This window comes from Variovorax sp. MSC1_012, assembly GCF_023667525.1.
Classification (GTDB): domain Bacteria; phylum Pseudomonadota; class Gammaproteobacteria; order Burkholderiales; family Burkholderiaceae_C; genus Variovorax; species Variovorax beijingensis_B.
This window is the reverse complement of the sequence record NZ_CM174443.1, coordinates 774434-791113: the sequence shown is the minus strand read 5'-3', so window position 1 is coordinate 791113 and position 16680 is coordinate 774434. Positions and strand designations below refer to the sequence as shown.

General features: G+C 69.6%; 12 protein-coding genes. 10 read left to right on the top strand and 2 right to left on the bottom strand.

The window, feature by feature from the left end; genetic code table 11:
* The first annotated feature begins 9 nt into the window (after positions 1–9).
* From L1081_RS03640 to L1081_RS03620, 5 genes are all read left to right on the top strand, one after another.
* Positions 10–717 carry an FCD domain-containing protein gene (locus tag L1081_RS03640; protein WP_489415229.1) on the top strand — a complete coding sequence of 236 codons (708 nt, stop codon included), beginning with the start codon at positions 10–12 and terminating at the stop codon, positions 715–717.
* Positions 714–1589, top strand: a complete 876-nt coding sequence (locus L1081_RS03635; RefSeq protein WP_489415228.1) for a phytanoyl-CoA dioxygenase family protein — start codon at positions 714–716, stop codon at positions 1587–1589. The genes L1081_RS03640 and L1081_RS03635 overlap by 4 nt, the downstream gene beginning before the upstream one ends.
* Positions 1590–1593: 4 nt before the next feature.
* Positions 1594–2955 carry a Gfo/Idh/MocA family oxidoreductase gene (locus tag L1081_RS03630; protein WP_489415227.1) on the top strand — a complete coding sequence of 454 codons (1362 nt, stop codon included), beginning with the start codon at positions 1594–1596 and terminating at the stop codon, positions 2953–2955.
* A gap of 148 nt (positions 2956–3103) precedes the next feature.
* Positions 3104–3475 carry a YciI family protein gene (locus L1081_RS03625; RefSeq protein ID WP_319438647.1) on the top strand — a complete coding sequence of 124 codons (372 nt, stop codon included), beginning with the start codon at positions 3104–3106 and terminating at the stop codon, positions 3473–3475.
* Positions 3472–4707, top strand: coding sequence for a DUF6596 domain-containing protein (locus L1081_RS03620; protein WP_489415226.1), 1236 nt, complete (start codon positions 3472–3474; stop codon positions 4705–4707). Before L1081_RS03625 ends, L1081_RS03620 begins: the two co-directional genes overlap by 4 nt.
* Before the next feature lie 19 nt (positions 4708–4726).
* Here L1081_RS03620 and L1081_RS03615 read toward each other — a convergent pair whose 3' ends face one another.
* Entirely contained in the window at positions 4727–6133 is a 1407-nt protein-coding gene (locus L1081_RS03615; protein ID WP_489415225.1) for a serine hydrolase, read from the bottom strand.
* 100 nt (positions 6134–6233) lie between these two features.
* On the opposite strand from L1081_RS03615, the gene L1081_RS03610 reads away from it, so the two are divergent.
* A complete protein-coding gene (locus tag L1081_RS03610; protein WP_489415224.1) occupies positions 6234–8837 on the top strand; it encodes an FtsX-like permease family protein in 2604 nt (867 codons plus the stop codon).
* A 591-nt stretch (positions 8838–9428) separates the two neighbouring features.
* On the opposite strand, the gene L1081_RS03605 is transcribed toward L1081_RS03610, so the two are convergent.
* On the bottom strand, positions 9429–11951 hold the full coding sequence (locus L1081_RS03605; protein WP_489415223.1) for a penicillin acylase family protein: 2523 nt from the start codon (positions 11949–11951) through the stop codon (positions 9429–9431).
* Between the two features lie 99 nt (positions 11952–12050).
* Between L1081_RS03605 and L1081_RS03600 the strand changes: the two genes are divergently transcribed.
* The 4 genes from L1081_RS03600 (at position 12051) to L1081_RS03585 (ending at position 16671) form a co-directional block, all read left to right on the top strand.
* Entirely contained in the window at positions 12051–13127 is a 1077-nt protein-coding gene (locus tag L1081_RS03600) for a pyridoxal-phosphate dependent enzyme (protein WP_489415222.1), read from the top strand.
* Entirely contained in the window at positions 13127–14203 is a 1077-nt protein-coding gene (locus L1081_RS03595; protein WP_489415221.1) for a lipocalin-like domain-containing protein, read from the top strand. Before L1081_RS03600 ends, L1081_RS03595 begins: the two co-directional genes overlap by 1 nt.
* Positions 14204–14298: 95 nt before the next feature.
* On the top strand, positions 14299–14754 hold the full coding sequence (locus L1081_RS03590; protein ID WP_489415220.1) for a hypothetical protein: 456 nt from the start codon (positions 14299–14301) through the stop codon (positions 14752–14754).
* 84 nt (positions 14755–14838) lie between these two features.
* A complete protein-coding gene (locus L1081_RS03585) occupies positions 14839–16671 on the top strand; it encodes a 5'-nucleotidase C-terminal domain-containing protein (RefSeq protein ID WP_489415219.1) in 1833 nt (610 codons plus the stop codon).
* Positions 16672–16680 lie beyond the last annotated feature (9 nt).

Sequence of the window (16680 nt, the reverse complement as noted above, 5' to 3'; positions counted from 1 at the left end):
AAGCCATCCATGCCCGCCCAGCTCGTCAGCATCGAAGCCACGCCCGACCTCGTCGACCAGGTCTATCGCGTCCTGCTCGGCGCCATCAGCAGCGGCGCGCTGGCACCCGGCGAGCGGATCACGCAGGAAGACATCGCGCAGCGCCTCTCGGTGTCGCGCCAGCCCGTGCTGCAGGCGCTGCGCCTGCTCAAGAAAGACGGCTTCGTGCATGACGCACCCGGCCGCGGCGTGCTCGTGGCGCCGCTCGACGCCGACTGGATGCGCAAGGTCTACCAGGTGCGCGGCGCGCTCGACGTGCTGGCCGCGCGGCTCGCGGCTGCGCAGCGCTTTCGCATCGACGCCAGGCTGCTGGAGCGCGGCCGCCGCGCGGCGCGCGGGCGCAATGTCGAAGCCATGATCGATGCCGACATGGCGTTCCACCAGGCCATCTACGAGGCCTCGGGCAATCCGCTGATCGGCCAGAGCGCCGACCAGCACTGGCGCCACCTGCGCCGCGCAATGGGCGCGGTGCTGCAGGCCGAGCCGCAGCGCGAGACGCTCTGGGACGAGCACGAAGCCATCGCTGCCGCCATTGCGGCCGGCCATGCGCAGCGCGCCGCGCAGCTGAGCGAGGAACACGTCGCCCGGGCCAGCGAGGCACTGGGCCGGCGGCTCGCGCAGCAGCTCGCGCGCACCGCATCCGCATCCACCCCCACCCGCAAAGGAGACAAGGCATGAAGTTGACCCCCGAGCAGCGCGCGCAATTCGAGCGCGACGGCTACCTGTTCTTTCCCGGCCATTTCTCGCCCGAAGAAACCAGGGCGCTGACCGATGCGGTGCCCGACCTGTACAGCCGGCGCGAGGCCTTCAACGTGCGCGAGAAAGGCTCGGATGCGGTACGCACCAACTTTGCCGCGCACCTGATCAGCGAGCCCTTCGCGCGGCTCGCGCGCCATCCGCGCATGGTCGGTCCGGTGATGGATCTCTTCGACGAAGAGGTCTACATGCACCAGTTCAAGATCAACGGCAAGATGGCCTTCGAAGGCGACGTGTGGCAGTGGCACCAGGACTACGGCACCTGGCTCAACGACGACCTGATGCCCACCGAACGCGCGATGAACGTCGCGATCTTCCTGGACGACGTGAACGAGCACAACGGCCCGCTGATGTTCATTCCGGGCAGCCACCGCAAGGGCGTGGTGGATGCGAAGCACGACCTCACGACCACCAGCTATCCGCTGTGGACGGTGGACAACGACCTGATCCGGCAGCTGGTCGATCGCGCCGGAGGAAAGAACGGAGGCATCGTTTCGCCCAAAGGGCCTGCCGGCTCGATGATCCTGTTCCACAGCTGCCTCGTGCATGCCTCGGGCAGCAACCTCTCGCCCTTCAACCGCGTGGCGGTATACCTGAGCCTGTGCGCCGTCAGCAACCACATTCGCCGCCACAAGCGGCCCGAGTACATCGCGCACAGAAACTTCACGCCCATCGAGATGCTGCCCGACGACTGCCTGCTGAAGCCCTACCCGGTCGAGGTGCCATGGAAGAACGGACTGCCCGAGAGTGCGCTCAAGACCTCGCTCGAAGTCCTCGACACCGCGGAGGCCTGACGCCATGAGCCTTTACACCCGCCTGCAGCAGCGCGCCGCCGAGGGCCACCCCATCCGCATCGGCCTGATCGGCGCCGGCAAGTTCGGCTCGATGTACCTCGCGCAGATTCCGCGCACGCCCGGCGTGCAGTTGGTGGCGATTGCCGACCTCTCGCCCGCGGCGGCACGCGCCAATCTCGAACGCGTCGGCTGGAAGCCCGAGCGTGCCGCGGCGGGCTCGATGCAGGAGGCCCTGAAGACGGGCAGCACCTGGATCACCGACGACTGGCAGGCCGTGACGCGCGAGCCCTCGATCGACATCGTGGTCGAGTGCACCGGCAACCCGGTGGCCGCCGTCGAGCATTGCCTGGATGCGTTTGCGCATGGCAAGCACGTGGTCAACGTGACGGTCGAGGCCGATGCCTTCTGCGGCCCGCTGCTCGCGCGCCGCGCGCAGCAGGCCGGCGTGGTCTATTCGCTGGCCTTCGGCGACCAGCCCGCGCTGATCTGCGACCTGGTCGACTGGGCGCGCACCTGCGGCTTTCCGGTAGTGGCGGCCGGGCGCGGCCACAAGTGGCTGCCGCACTTCACCGAATCGACGCCCGAGACCGTCTGGGGCAACTACGGCCTCACGCCCGAACAGGCGCTGCGCGGCGGGCTCAATCCGAAGATGTTCAACAGCTTTCTCGACGGCTCCAAGCCGTCCATCGAAAGCTCGGCGGTGGCCAACGCCACCGGCCTCACAGTGCCTTCGGACGGCCTGCTCTACCCGCCCGCGAGCGTGGAGGACATTCCCTTCGTCACGCGCCCGCAGAGCGAGGGCGGCGTGCTCGAGCGCAAGGGCATGGTCGAGGTCATTTCCTCGCTCGAAGCGAACGGGCGAAAGATTCCCTACGACATCCGCATGGGCGTGTGGGTCACGGTCGAGGCCGAGACCGACTACATCAAGAACTGCTTCGAGGAATACAACGCCCACACCGATCCGAGCGGACGCTACTTCACGCTCTACAAGCGCTGGCACCTGATCGGCCTGGAGGTCGGCATGTCGGTGGCCAGCGTCGCCTTGCGCGGCGAGCCGACCGGCGTGGCCACCTGCTGGAACGCCGACGTGGTGGCCACGGCCAAGCGCGATCTCGCGCCCGGCGAAATGCTCGACGGCGAAGGTGGCTACACCGTCTGGGGCAAGCTGCTGCCGGCCGAGCGCTCGCTCGGCCTGGGCGGCCTGCCGCTCGGGCTCGCGCACAACCTCAAGCTGGTGCGCCCGGTGAAGAAGGGCCAGAGCCTCTGCTGGGCCGACGTGGCCATGGACACCTCGATCCCCGCCTACAAGCTGCGAAGCGAGATGGAGGCCATGTTCGCGCCCGCCGCCCAGGCCAAGGCGGCCTGAAGCCCTAGGTAGCGCAACCGTTGCGCCAAACGTCAATAGCGTAAAAAATCATCTGCTCGACACGGACGCCGTGTCGAAATGACCGGCAGCGGGCCGTCATTGTGGTGAGCGATCCTGCTCAGCATCTTTTCCACGATGGAGAGACACCATGCAGTACATGTTGATGTTCTATCAGCCCGCGGCCGAATTCGAACAACGGGACGACGCTTCCTCGCAGGCCTACCGGGCCAACTGGATCGCGTATGCCGATGCGGTGCGCCAGTCGGGCATTTCGCTCGGCGGCCACGGCCTCTTCCCGCCAATGACCGGCACCACGCTGCGCGTGCGCGGCGACAAGCGCCAGGTGCAGGACGGCCCCTTCGCCGACACCAAGGAGCAGCTCGGCGGCTACTTTGTGGTGGACGTGCCGGACCTCGATGCCGCGCTCGAATGGGCGGCCCGTGCGCCCTGCGCAGCCAGCGGGGGCGTGGAAGTGCGACCGGTCTTCACGGCCACAGCCATCGCTGCGGCGACACCGTGAACGACCCGGCGGCTCACCAGGCCGCCGAACGTGCGGCGCGCGAGTCGTACGGCCGCCTGCTGGCCATCCTGAGCGCGCGCACGCACGACATCGCCGCATCGGAAGATGCGCTCGCCGAGGCCTTCGCGCGCGCGCTGGAGCGCTGGCCGGCCGACGGCATCCCCGCGCAGCCCGACGCCTGGCTGCTGAGCGTGGCCAGGCACCGCAAGCTCGACGCCTGGCGCCACAGCCGCGTGCAGGACAACTCGACACAGACCCTGCTGCTGCTGGCCGGCGAGGTGGACAACGCCGCCGGCACCGAAGGCGCGGCCGTGCCCGACGAGCGGCTGCGGCTGATGTTCGTCTGCGCGCATCCGGCCATCGACGCGGCGGCCCGCGCGCCGCTGATGCTGCAGGCCGTGCTCGGGCTCGACGCGGCCCGCATGGCCGGCGCCTTTCTCACCGCGCCTTCCACGCTCGGCCAGCGGCTGGTGCGGGCCAAGGCGCGCATCCGCGCCGCGGGCATTCCCTTCGAGTACCCGCAGGCGCGCGAACTTCCGCAGCGGCTGCAGGACGTGCTGGACGGCATCTATGCGGCCTATGGCACCGGCTGGGACGACGTCGACGGCGCCGACGCCCTGCCGCGCGGACTCACCGCCGAGGCCATCGACCTCGGCCGCATCCTGTGCAGCCTGATGCCCGCCGAGCCCGAGCCGCTGGGCCTGCTCGCGCTGATGCTTTTTTGCGAAAGCCGCGCCGCGGCTCGGCGCAGCGAAACCGGCGCCTACGTGCCGCTGGACCAGCAGGACCCGCTGCGCTGGAACCCCGACCTGCTCGCGGAGGCCGAACGCTGCCTGCGCCGGGCTTCGGACATGAAACTTCTCGGCCCCTACCAGCTGGAGGCAGCCATCCAGTCGGCCCATTGCGAGCGCCGCGTCGGCGCGCCCGTGCCGCCCGAAGTGCTGGTGTCGCTCTACGAAGGATTGCTGGCGCTGCGGCCCAGCATCGGTGCCCAGGTCAGCCTGGCCTGCGCGCTGGCCAATGCGCGCGGTCCCGACATCGGCCTGCGCGCGCTGGAGGCCATGCCAGCGGCCGAGGTGCAAAGCTACCAGCCGTTCTGGGCCGCCCGCGCGCACCTGCTCGCAGCCGGCGGTGCGCGCGCGGCGGCACGCCAGGCCTACGATCGCGCGATCGGCCTCAGCAGCAACGCCGCCGTACGCGCCTACCTCAACGCAATGTCGGAACGACTTTGATCTTCTGGCGCCGGAGCGGTCAATCCTGCGGAACCGCCACCGCCTCGCTCACCACTTTCTGCGCATCGAGCCGGCTGCCGCCCTGCGCCAGCGTCACGCCGACCACCGCATTGCCTTCGCCGCGCCGGAACCTGACCTCGGCGCCGATGGCCGTGACCGCGAAGCGGTCGCTGCCGATGGGCGTGAGCGCGTTGTAGCCCCGGCCCGTCTCGCGCACCTGCAGGCGGCCGCTGCGCGCCGCAAAGCCCAGCGTCTTGGCCTTGTTGATGCGGAACTCGCCTTCGTAATCCGCAAGGCGCTGCGGATCGACGGGCACCTCCACGGTCGGCACCGGGTAGCGGCTTTTGCCGATGGCCAGCATCACGGGCTGAAGCGGCGCGCGCGCGTTGCTGCCGAACACGATCAGCGCTTCTGCGGTGTCGGGCGCAAGCAGCCACAGCGTGCGGTAGCCCTCGGTCACGCCTGCGTGGTAGTAGGTGCGCCGGCCGCCCTCGGGGCCGCGCACCATCACCGCGTAGCCAATCTCGGCACCTTCGTAGCGCGCGAGCGGCGTGAGCATGCGCACGGCCGCAGGACCCAGCGGACCGCTGGCGCCCGCAAGGATCGCGCGGCTCAGCGTGAGCATGTCGGCCGCCGTGGAACGCAGCGCGCTGGCCGGCGCATAGGCTGCCATGTCGAGCAGCCGCTGGCGCCGGTCGCCGGCAAAGGCCGGGGCCATGCGCGAGGCCTTGTCGCCGAGCTGGATCACCGTGTCGTTCATGCCCAGCGGCTCGGTGATGCGCGCGCGCACCAGCTCGCCCCAGGTGGTGCCGTCGTGCTCGGCCAGGATCTGTCCCAGCAGCGCCATCCCGAAATTGCTGTACGCCGCCTCGCAGGGCGGCGCCGGCGCCGTGAGCCTGATTCGCGACAGCGCGGCCCAGAACGCCGCCTTGTCGAAGGCACGGAACTGCGCGGCCAGGGCGGGCCCGCCGGTCACGCCGTCGGCCATCACGGGCATGCAGCCGGTGTGGGTCACGAGTTGGCGCAGCGTCACGGAAGCCACCGCAGGAGAGAGCCGCGCCGCCAACTTGCCGGCCAGCAGCTGACCCACGGTGTCGTCGAGCTTCACCTCGCCACGCTCCACCGACTGCGCCAGCAGCAGGCCCGTGAACACCTTCGTCACGGAGCCGATCTCGAACATCGGCTGCTCGGCGCTGTTCGGCTCGATGGCGCGTGGTGCCGCAGACGGCTCGGGGTTGTGCGCCACGCCATAGGCGGCCTTGCCGCCGCGCAGCACGCCGACCACGAGCGTCCCCCTTTCGGCGCCCAGCGCCATCTTCGCGATGGCGGCGGGATCGCTGGCCAGGGTGATGGGCAGCGGCTGCGCCAAGGCGGCGGCTGCCGGCAGCAGGGCAGCAAGCCAGGCCGCCATCCATCGGCGGACCAAGGCGGAGCAAGAAAGCCGCATCGTGGAATTCCCCAGGCATCGAAGAGGCGCCATGGTGCCACGGCGGCAGAACTTCGCGCGCGGCGGCCACAATCGCGTCATGCGTGCCTTGCTCTCCACCTTCTCATGGCAGGAACTGCGCCACCATCCCTGGCGCAACGCCGCGGCCGTGCTGGCCGTGATGTTGGGCGTGGCGCTGGCGTTCTCGGTGCAGCTGATCAATGCCTCGGCGCTCGACGAATTCTCAAGCGCCGTGCGCTCGGTCAACGGCCAGCCCGATCTCGAAGTGCGCGCCGTGCAGGGCAGCTTCGACGAAGCAGTGTTCGCGCGGCTCGTGCAGCATCCGCAGGTGGCGCTGGCGAGCCCGGTGCTCGAGTTCCAGGGGCTCGCGCTGGCCGGCGAACGCCAGTTGCCGATGCGCGTGATCGGCATCGATGCGCTGGCGCTGCCCACCATTGCGCCGGCGCTGATGCCGCAGCCCGGCAGGAACGCCGCGCGCTTTGCGATGCTCGCGCCGGGCCATGTGTTTCTCAACGCCGCCGCGCGCAACGCGCTCGGGCTTCCGGCCGAAGCGACGGAAGCCCGCGTGGAGACGGTGCAGCTGCGCACTGGCGGCGGCGCCTGGCAGCGGCTCGAGGTCGCAGGCCACATCGCCGCCGGCGGCGCGGCGCTGGCGGTGCTGGACATCGCGGCCGCGCAGGACCTGTTCGACAAGCTCGGCCAGCTCAGCCGCGTCGACCTGAGGCTCGCTCCCGGCACCGACCGGGCGGCCTTCACCGCATCGCTGCAGCGCTCGCCGGCCTGGCCCGCCGGCCTGCAGTTTGCCGAGCCGGGCGATGCGGCCGAACGCGTGAGCAATCTCTCGCGCGCCTACCGCGTCAACCTGACGGTGCTCGCGCTGGTGGCGCTTTTCACCGGGGCCTTCCTGGTGTTCTCGGTGCTGGCGCTCAGCGTTGCCAAGCGGGCGCAGCAGTTCGCGCTGCTCGGCGTGCTGGGCCTGACGCCGCGCGGGCGATTGCGCCTGGTGCTGATCGAGTCGCTGGTGCTGGGCCTGATCGGAAGCGGCGCCGGCCTCGCGCTGGGCACGGCACTCGCGGCCTTCGCATTGCGGGTGCTCGGCGGCGACCTGGGTGGCGGCTACTTCGAGGGCGTGGCGCCCACGCTGCACTGGAGCAGCGCCTCGGCGCTGCTGTACGGCGGGCTCGGCGTGCTCGCGGCGCTGGTGGGTGGCTGGTGGCCCGCACGCGCGGCGCAGGCGCTGCCTGAAGCGCAGACGCTCAAGGGCCTGGGCGCCGCGCCGGTGCAGGGCCACAGCCACTGGCTCGCGCTCGGCCTCATTGCCGCCAGCGCGGCGCTGGCCAACATGCCGGCCGTCGGCGGCATTCCGGTTGCGGCGTATCTTTCGGTGGGCTGCCTGCTGGTGGGCGGCATCACCGCATTGCCCTGGCTGATTGCGCTGCTTTACGACCGCGTCGCGCCTGCGTTCGCCCAGCGCGTGCTGCCGATGCTGGCCATCGAGCGCGCACGGCGCATGCGCGGCACCGCGGCCGTGGCGGTGAGCGGCGTGGTCGCGAGCCTGAGCCTCGCCGTGGCGCTCACGGTGATGGTGGCGAGCTTTCGCGATTCAGTCACCCGTTGGCTCGACGTGGTGCTGCCGGCCGACCTCTATGTTCGCGCCACGTCCAGCGGCCGTTCCGGCAATTCGGGCACACAGAGCGGCAGCGACACGGCCACCTTTGCGCCGGCCTTCGTGCAGGCGCTGGCACGGCTGCCTGGCGTTGCGCGCATCGGTACGCTGCGTACCCGCTCGCTGCAGCTCGACCCTGCGCGGCCCGCGGTCACGCTGATCGCGCGAAGCCTCGAGGGCGGCGCGTCGCAGGCGCTGCCGCTCGTAGGCCCCGCGCTGCCGGTGCCTGCTGGCCAGGTCGGCATCTACGTGAGCGAGCCGATGGTCGAGCTGTACGGCGCGAAGCCGGGTTCGCTGTTTGCGCCGCTTTCGCCGGCATTGGCCACCACGGGCTCTGCCCCGGCTGCGTTCTTCGTCGCGGGCGTGTGGCGCGACTATGCGCGGCAGTTCGGCGCCATCACCATGGACGCGCGCGACTTCGAGCGCCTGACGGGCGAACGCAACGTGAGCGATGTGTCGCTGTGGCTTGCGCCCGGCACGTCCGAGGGCGCGGTGCAGGCCGCGGTGCGCGATCTGGCGGCACGCGGCGGCGGCTCCGATTCGACTACGAACGTCGAGATCTCGTCGGTCGGACAGATCCGCGCCACCTCGCTGCGCATCTTCGACCGCAGCTTTGCAGTGACCTACTGGCTGCAGGCCGTGGCCATTGCCATCGGCCTGTTCGGCATTGCGGCGAGCTTCAGCGCGCAGGTGCTGGCGCGGCGCAAGGAGTTCGGGCTGCTCGCGCACCTGGGCTTCACGCGGGGGCAGGTGCTGGCCGTGGTGGCGGGCGAAGGCGCCGCATGGACCGCGATCGGCGCCGTGGCGGGGCTCCTGCTCGGGCTCGCGGTGTCGGTGGTGCTGGTGAAGGTGGTCAATCCGCAGAGCTTTCACTGGACGATGGATTTGCTGGTGCCCTGGGGGCGGCTGCTGATGCTCTGCGCTGCCGTGGTTGCTGCGGGGACGGCGACTGCGTGGCTGGCGGGGCGGGCTGCTGCGGGGAGGGATGTCGTGCTTGCTGTGAAGGAGGATTGGTAGTTTTTTTGAGTTCGGGGGCCGGGACTCGCCCCGGCGGGCGACTCACTTTCTTTGCTTCGCCAAAGAAAGTAAGCAAAGAAAGGCGACCCCTACTGTCTGCGTCCCTCCGCTTCGCTGCGGGCAACCTGCGGTGCTCACGTTTCGCGGGGTCTCGCAGAACTCGCTTCGCTCAAACAGCTGCGAGCCCTTGTCCGCGAAACGCTGCGCTCCTCGGCGCATACAGAAGGGGTGGGAGCCGACGGGCCATCGCTTCGCTCGGCCCGATACCAATCCCAACAGCCAATACCAACCACCGCGGCGCTGCGCGCCGCGGTGGCTTGGTGGCCGAGCGAAGCAAAGGCCCGTTCGGTTTGCCTTCCCCTCTGGCTGCGCCGAGGAGCGCAGCGTTTCGCGGATCAGGGCTCGCCCTTGTTTGAGCGAAGCGAGTTTGGGCGAGACCCCGCGAAACGTGAGCACCGCAGGTTGCCCCGTAGCGAAGCGAAGGGGTCGCAGACAGTGGGGTCGCCTTTTCTTTGCTTACTTTCTTTTGGCGAAGCAAAAGAAAGTGAGGCCGCCGCCGGGCGGAATCCCGGCCCCGGAACCCCAAAAAACTCACGGCAAAGAAGGCACCAACCGAATCCGCTCCACAGTCTCCCTCTCCACCGCAGACCGGCTGTACACCAGCGGCACATACTTCCCCTCAAGCCAAAGCGGCGCCAGATCCCGATAGTGCGGACTGTCGGGATCCCCCGACTGCCCCGGCGTATTGATCGCCCGCGAAGCATCCCAATTCCCCACGTCCAGCACCATCCGGAACGAAGCCCCCGACGTGAGCCTGTAGTCGCTGGCGCGGTAGCTCGCAGCCATGGGAGTGAACGCCGAACCCGACATCGGCCAGTCGCCGACTTCCAGCTTCTTGCGCGTGGCCGCATCGACCACGCCGCCGAGCGGATGGCGGAATTCCGCGCGGTGCAGCGCGCCCCACTTCCATGCCGCCATGTCCGGCCCGAGCTTGGCCGTGAGCTCCTGCATCGCGGGCGGCAGGGTCTCCAGAAGCAACGCATCGCGCTGCGCATCGCTGATCCAGCCGAAGGGGTTCTCCAGCAGCAGCACCATGCGCGTGTTGTCCCCCGGCGCAGCCAGCGAGGCCGCGGCTTCGCCGGCACCGGCCTTGAGCACCGCCGCGCGCAGCGTCCTGGCGCTCCACACCTCGTACAGCGCAGCGGCGGCGCTGTCGCGGTCCATGGTGCCGTCCCAGCCTTGCAGCAGCCGCAGCCCGGCGGCCGTGCGCGCATCGTCGCTGCGCAGGCCGGTCAGGAGCTTGAGCAGCCGCTGGGCCGGCGTGGCAACGATGTCGTTCTGCATGCGCTCCGAGTCCTCGAGCGTGAAGCGCGAACCCGAGGCCGCCTTTTTCTCGAACAGCTCCTTGAGCCGGCGCGAACGCGCACTGTCGCTCCATTCGTAGCCGATGCCTTTCTTCGCCGCCGGATGATCGGGCGGAATGTTGTTCTCGTTCGCGGTCACAACATAGCCGCGCGCGGGATTGAACTCCGAGGGCAGTTCGTCGCCATTGCGAAAGCCCGACCACTCGTAGCGGCCATCGCCCGGCACCGGCATCAGGCCGTCCCAGTTGGGGCGGATCGGCGTGAGGCCGCCCGGAATCCAGCCGACGTTGCCATTGCGGTCGGCATAGACCTGGTTCTCGCCGGGCGCGCCCCAGCGGTTCATGGCGGCGCGGAACTGGTCCCAGTTCTGCGCGCGCATGTAGTCCATCGAACCGAAGTACGGCGCCATGCCGGACTCGAGCCACGCGGCGCGCAGCGCGAAGGCGCGCCGCTTGCCGGGCTCGGACAGCAGCACCGGGCCGTGGCGCGTGAAGGTGTTCACCACCTCGCGCGGCGCGCTCTCGCCGCGCACGGCAATGCGCTCGGTGACGCGGGTCATCGGCTCCCATCGGCCCTGGTAGCGGTATTCGTTGGGGTTCCTGGGATTGAGCTGGTAGACGTACAGGTCTTCCTGGTCCATGTAGAAGCGCGTGAGGCCGAAGGCGATGGTGCCGTTGTGGCCGATCGAAAGGCCCGGCAGGAAGGGCTCGCCGGCGCCGATGGCGTCCATGCCGGGCGCGCTGAGATGCGCCATGTAGCGCAGGCTCGGGGCGCCGTGGGCGCGGTGCGGATCGTTGGCGAGGATCGGGCGCCCGGTGGCCGTGAGCCTCGGCGCGATGACCCAGTTGTTGCTGCCATAGGCGGCCGTCGGGTCGCCTTGCAGCGCCTGCTGCCGCTCTTGCTCCTCTTCGGCGCTGCCGGGCGGCACGAGCGCGGACGCAGCCGCCGCGCCGGCCAGCCGCGTGTTGTCCTTGGTGAAGCGCGGCGGCTCCGTGGCGCGCAGGTAGGCCGCGCGCAACTCGGCCGACGGGATGGTGCAGGGATCGAGCCCCACAGGCACCTTGGGCGTGACCGGCGGATCGAGCTCGCGGCGCAGCCAGTCGGCCTTGATGCCCTGGCCGCCGGCGCAGAAGGCGCGCGCGCGGTCGATCTCGGAACTGAAGTTGAGCGTGAGGCCGTGGTGGCGAATGCGCACCACGTCCTCGGCCGACCAGGACGATGGCTCGTAGCCCAGCAGCGCGAATTCCTTCGGCAGCAGCGCCGGCTGCGCGCGCACCTGCGCCACATAGGCGTTGACGCCGACCGTGAAGGCCTCGGCCACGCGCTTGGCATCGGAGCCGTAGGCCAGCCATTCGCGGTACATGTCGCCGCGGTAGAGCACGGCGCGCGCGGCGCGGTCGCTCTCGACCCAGGCGGGGCCGAAGTCCTTGGCCATTTCGCCCAGGCCGCGCTTGCGCCAGAGATCCATCTGCCAGAGCCGGTCGCGCGCGGCAATGAAGCCCTGCGCAACGAAGGCGTCGTAGAGCGTGCCGGCGTAGAGATGCGGCACGCCCCAGCGGTCGACCAGCACCTCGGCCGGCTTCTCCAGGCCGGGCACCGTGAAGGACGACGGCGCGCGCGGTGGCGTCTGCACACCCGGAGGCCCCGATGCGCAGCCCGCAAGCACAAGGGCCGCGAGCGCCGTGGCGCCAATGGAATGCCTTTGACCTAACGAGCGCCGCGACGTGGGGCGCAGGTGTCTTGTTCTCATGCGTCTTGTCTCCTGCCGGGTGGAATTTGGCAGCGCACAGTATCCCGATTTGCGCGTTCGCTGGGTGCTGCGAGGGATGACTTGTAGACTTCCTCCTACATGCAGCAAACACCCTCCTCTTCCTCCTGCGGCGGCTGGCTCGGCGGCGCGATCCGCCGCATCGAGGCCGACTACCAGCGCAGCGCCGACACGCACCTGATCCCGCTGCCGCTGCCCGCGCTCGCCGCGGCCGGCATCGACCTGTACCTGAAGGACGAATCGACCCATCCCACCGGCAGCCTCAAGCACCGGCTCGCGCGCTCGCTCTTCCTCTATGCGCTGTGCAACGGATGGGTGCGCGAGGGCACCACCATCGTCGAGGCCTCGAGCGGTTCGACGGCGGTCAGCGAAGCCTATTTCGCGCGGCTGCTGGGGCTGCCCTTCATCGCCGTGATGCCGCGCAGCACCTCGCCCGAGAAGGTGGCGCAGATCGCCTTCTACGGCGCGCGCTGCCACTTCGTCGACCATGCGGCACAGGTCTATGAGGAAGCGCACGCGCTCGCCGAGCAGACCGGCGGCCACTACATGGACCAGTTCACCTATGCCGAGCGCGCCACCGACTGGCGCGGCAACAACAACATCGCCGAAAGCATGTTCCAGCAGATGGCGCACGAGCGGCATCCGGTGCCGGCGTGGATCGTGGTGGGCGCGGGCACCGGCGGCACCAGCGCCACCATCGGGCGCTATGTGCGCTATCGCTGCCATGACACGCAGCTGTGCGTGCCCGACCCTGAAGGCTCGGTGTTCTCGGCCTACCACCGCACCGGCGACGCCACGCTGACGGCGGCAGGCTCCCGCATCGAAGGCATCGGCCGGCCGCGCGTGGAGCCGAGCTTCATCCGCACGCTGGTCGACCGGATGATCGAGGTGCCCAACCTCGATTCGGTGGCGGCCATGCACGCGCTCTCGGCGCTGCTCGGCCGCAAGGTGGGCCCGTCGACCGGCACCAACTTCGTCGGCATGCTGGCCGTTGCCCATGAGATGCACGCGGCCGGCCGGCAAGGCTCCATTCTTTCGCTGCTGTGCGATGCGGGCGAGCGCTACCTGCCGAGCTATCACGATGCGGACTGGGTGCAGAACGCGTTCGGCGACATCGGGCCGGCGCAGCAGCGCATCGACGCACTGGTTGCGGGGTGATGCCGCCGCCTGCCTTCTTTCACGAGCTCTCGCGCCGCAGCCTGCTGCTTGCGGCATTGGCCGCCGTGCCCGTCAGCTGGGCGCTGCCCGCGCGCACGCTGCAGTTCCCGCGCGACTACGGCAGCCACCCCGATCTGCAGACCGAGTGGTGGTACATCACGGGCCATGCGAAGACTCCGGCGGGACGCGAGTTCGGCTTCCAGGTGACTTTCTTCCGTTCGCGCGTCGACGCGGCGCAGGGCCTGCGCTCGGCCTTTGCGGCCAGGCACCTCGTGTTCGCGCATGCGGCCGTCACCGATCTCGAAGGCCGCGTGCTGCTGCACGACCAGCGCATTGCGCGCGCGGGCTTCGGCGTTGCATCGGCCAGCGAAGCCGATACCGACCTGCGCCTGCGCGACTGGTCGCTGGTGCGCAGGGAAGACGGCAGCTATTCGGCGCGCATCCCGGCCGGCGAGTTCTCGCTCGACCTGCGCTTCACGCCGACGCAGCCGGTGCTGCTGCAAGGCAAGGCCGGGCTCTCGCGCAAGGGACCGGAGGAAGCGCAGGCAAGCTACTACTACAGCGAGCCGCAGCTGCGCACGCAGGGCAGGCTCACGCTCAAGGGCCAGGCCTTCGATGTCGACGGCACCGCCTGGCTCGACCACGAATGGAGCGAGGCGCTGATGCATCCCGAGGCCGTGGGCTGGGACTGGATCGGCATGAACCTGGACGACGGCAGCGCCCTCACCGCCTTTCGCCTGCGGCGCCGCGACGGCAGTGCGCTGTGGGCCGGCGGATCGTTTCGCACGCGCGATGGGGCGCTGCGCGTTTTCGGCAACGACGAGGTGCGCTTCGAAAGTGCGACTACGTGGACCAGCCCGCGCACGCAGGCGAAGTACCCGACCCGATGGCGCGTGCAGACGCCCTCAGGCAGCTTCGAGGTGCGCGCACTGCTCGACGATCAGGAGCTCGACAGCCGCGGCTCCACCGGCGGGGTGTACTGGGAAGGCCTGAGCGACCTCGTCGATGCGCAAGGCCGCCGCGTCGGCCGGGGCTACCTGGAGATGACCGGCTACGCCGCACCACTGCGGCTCTGAGCCGCGCAGCCCTGTGCGACTGTCATCACGCCGTCATGCCGGGCCACTGAACTCGGCATTCGACGTTTGCACGATGGACGTGCGCCGAGGCTTGAATGAACAGAAGATCCCGGGTCATCGCACTGCTGATGGTTCTGCTGGCTGCCGCGGGCGCCGCCTGGGTGTTCACAGCCGCGCGGCCGGCGCCAGCCGCAACGAACGCCGCGCTTGAAATCCGCTGGCACGGCAACGGCATCATCCTGCAGGGCGCTGTCAGGGATGCGGCCACGCAGCGCGCGCTGGTGGACGGCGCGGCCGCGCGGCTCGGCGGCGAAGCCGACCAGGTGGTGGACTGGCTCGACATCGTGCCCGCGGCACTGCCCATCGCGGATGCCGCTTCGCTCGCCAGCCTGATCCGCATCGGGCAGGAGGGCTGGCACCTGCAGCGGCGAGCCACCGAGGGATGGCTGGCCGTGCAGTCGCCCGGCGATGCACAAAGCGCCCAGGCCGGCGAATTGCTGCAGCGGGCCTTCGGCCCCGGCGTGGCCATTCGCGTGGTTCCCCTGCCCTGATCACTCTTTCTGCGGGGGGTGGTCATGGCGACGTCATCTGCCATGTCCAGCATGCGCTGCATTCCATCCAAAGAGGAGAGGCTCATGCACGCATTGTTGAAACATCTCGCCATGGCGGGAGTGGTCCTGGCCACCTTGTCCGCCTGCGGCGGAAGCAGCGGCAATTCGAACGGTTTCATTCCGTTCCTCCCGCCCGCCCCTGCTCCCGCGCCCCCGGCACCGCCCCCGCCCGCCGCGCCCGGCAGCATGGACGTGAAGCTCATCGCCTTCAACGACCTGCACGGCAACCTCGAGCCGCCCCGGCTTTCCATCGCCGCGCCGGCCAGGGAAGGCGGCACGGTCCCGGTGCCCGCCGGCGGCGCCGCGTATCTCGCTTCGGCCATCGCGTCGCTCAAGGCGAAGAACGAGAACAACGCCGTGGTCTCCGCCGGCGACATGATCGGCGCCTCTCCGCTGGTGTCGGCGCTGTTCCTCGACGAACCGACCATCGAAGCCGTGAACGCGATGAAGATCGACTTCAACGCCGTCGGCAACCACGAGTTCGACAAGGGCCAGACCGAGCTCCTGCGCATGAAGAATGGCGGCTGCGCCAAGAACACGCCGCTGGAGCCCTGCCGCGTGAACAAGGCCTTCCCGGGCGCCAACTTCGGGTTCCTGGCGGCCAACACCGTGAAGAGCGACGGCACCACGCTGTTCCCCGCCACCGGCATCAAGACCTTCACCAAGGACGGCGCCACGGTGAAGGTGGCGTTCATCGGCATGACGCTCAAGGGCACGCCCAGCATCGTGACGCCGGCCGGTGTCGCGGGCCTGAGCTTCAAGGATGAAGCCGACACGGCCAACGCGCTGATCCCGCAGCTGAAGGCCCAGGGCGCCGACGCCATCGTGGTGGTGGTCCACGAAGGCGGCACCACCACCGTGGGCTACAACGAAAAGAGCTGCGCCGGCCTGAACGGCGACATCCTGCCGATCCTCAACAAGCTCGACGCCTCCGTCGACGTGGTGATCTCGGGCCACACGCACCGCTCCTACATCTGCGACTACGGCAAGACCAACCCGGCCAAGCCTTTCCTGCTGACCAGCGCCGGCCAGTACGGCACCCTGCTGACCGACATCAACCTGACGATCGACACGCGCACCCGCAAGGTCACGGCCAAGTCGGCCGACAACGTGATCGTCCAGGGCGAGGCCTACACCAGCGGCGCGACCACCGTCGCACTGACCGACCAGTACCCCGTGTTCGGCAAGAACCAGGAAGTGGCCGCGCTCGTCAGCCAGTACCTGTCCGTCGCGGCGCCGCTGGTGCAGCGGGTGGTGGGCACGCTCTCCGGGCCGGCCATGCGCACGCAGACGGCGTCGCGCGAAAGCGTGCTCGGCAACCTGATCGCCGATGCGCAGCTCGCCGCGACCAGCGCCAGCGACAAGGGCGGCGCCCAGATCGCCTTCATGAACCCGGGCGGCGTGCGCGCCGACCTGGTGCCGGCCGGCGACGGCAGCGTGACCTATGGCCAGATCTTCAGCGTACAGCCTTTCGGCAACAGCCTGGTGGTGAAGACGATGACCGGCGCGCAGATCAAGGCCTTGCTCGAGCAGCAGTTCAACAGCGAGAGCAACACGGTCACCTCACCGAGGGTGCTGCTGCCTTCGCGCAGCCTGAGCTACAGCTACAGCCTCTCGGCGCCCGCGGGCTCGCGCATCAGCAACATGGCGCTCAACGGGACCGCGATGAGCGACGGCGCGAGCTACCGCGTGACGATGAACAGCTTCCTGGCCACCGGCGGCGACAACTTCACGGTCTTCAACCAGGGCACCGACACGCTCGGCGGCGACCAGGACGTCGACGCCCTCGAGGCCTACATCAAGGCGAACAGCCCGCTGGCGCCGCCCGCGGCCAACCGCATCACGGCACTGCCCTGAGCGGGCTTG

Excerpts from the sequence above, each read along its gene's own strand:
- L1081_RS03595 (WP_489415221.1), top strand. The coding sequence starts at position 13,127 with ATGCCGCCGCCTGCCTTCTTTCACGAGCTCTCGCGCCGCAGCCTGCTG.
- L1081_RS03585 (WP_489415219.1), top strand. The coding sequence starts at position 14,839 with ATGCACGCATTGTTGAAACATCTCGCCATGGCGGGAGTGGTCCTGGCC.
- L1081_RS03590 (WP_489415220.1), top strand. The coding sequence starts at position 14,299 with ATGAACAGAAGATCCCGGGTCATCGCACTGCTGATGGTTCTGCTGGCT.
- L1081_RS03640 (WP_489415229.1), top strand. The coding sequence starts at position 10 with ATGCCCGCCCAGCTCGTCAGCATCGAAGCCACGCCCGACCTCGTCGAC.
- L1081_RS03630 (WP_489415227.1), top strand. The coding sequence starts at position 1,594 with ATGAGCCTTTACACCCGCCTGCAGCAGCGCGCCGCCGAGGGCCACCCC.
- L1081_RS03605 (WP_489415223.1), bottom strand. The coding sequence starts at position 11,951 with ATGAGAACAAGACACCTGCGCCCCACGTCGCGGCGCTCGTTAGGTCAA.
- L1081_RS03600 (WP_489415222.1), top strand. The coding sequence starts at position 12,051 with ATGCAGCAAACACCCTCCTCTTCCTCCTGCGGCGGCTGGCTCGGCGGC.
- L1081_RS03635 (WP_489415228.1), top strand. The coding sequence starts at position 714 with ATGAAGTTGACCCCCGAGCAGCGCGCGCAATTCGAGCGCGACGGCTAC.
- L1081_RS03610 (WP_489415224.1), top strand. The coding sequence starts at position 6,234 with ATGCGTGCCTTGCTCTCCACCTTCTCATGGCAGGAACTGCGCCACCAT.
- L1081_RS03625 (WP_319438647.1), top strand. The coding sequence starts at position 3,104 with ATGCAGTACATGTTGATGTTCTATCAGCCCGCGGCCGAATTCGAACAA.